The sequence below is a fragment of the Mesorhizobium sp. M1A.T.Ca.IN.004.03.1.1 genome (assembly GCF_003997555.1).
Classification (GTDB): domain Bacteria; phylum Pseudomonadota; class Alphaproteobacteria; order Rhizobiales; family Rhizobiaceae; genus Mesorhizobium.
In genome coordinates this window covers 1-241 of the sequence record NZ_RZTV01000969.1, presented here as the reverse complement: position 1 = coordinate 241, position 241 = coordinate 1, and the positions used below count along the sequence as shown (strand labels likewise).

1 protein-coding gene is annotated in these 241 nt (G+C 63.9%); it reads right to left on the bottom strand.

Features of this window, described 5'->3' with window-relative positions:
• On the bottom strand, window positions 1–241 hold a 241-nt coding region (locus tag EOD29_RS34560), incomplete at both ends, for a DUF87 domain-containing protein (protein WP_127248905.1).

Here is a 241-nt window from a genome sequence, read left to right as displayed (position 1 = left end):
CTTTTCCGTCGTGCGGCGCACCAGCGAGTTGTCGCTGCCGCGGAAGGCGCGTTTGGCCTCCGGCATGATGTCGCGCAGCATGTCGAGCTCTTCGGGTACGGGCGGGCGGCCGCGAAAGACGACTTCGGCAAATTCCTCCAGCCGCATCAGCCAGAAGGGCAGGTCGAGCGTATCCGTATCGATGGTGACGGCGTGCTTGGGAAAGGCGGCGGCGAATTCATTGTGCGGATCGAGGATCAGC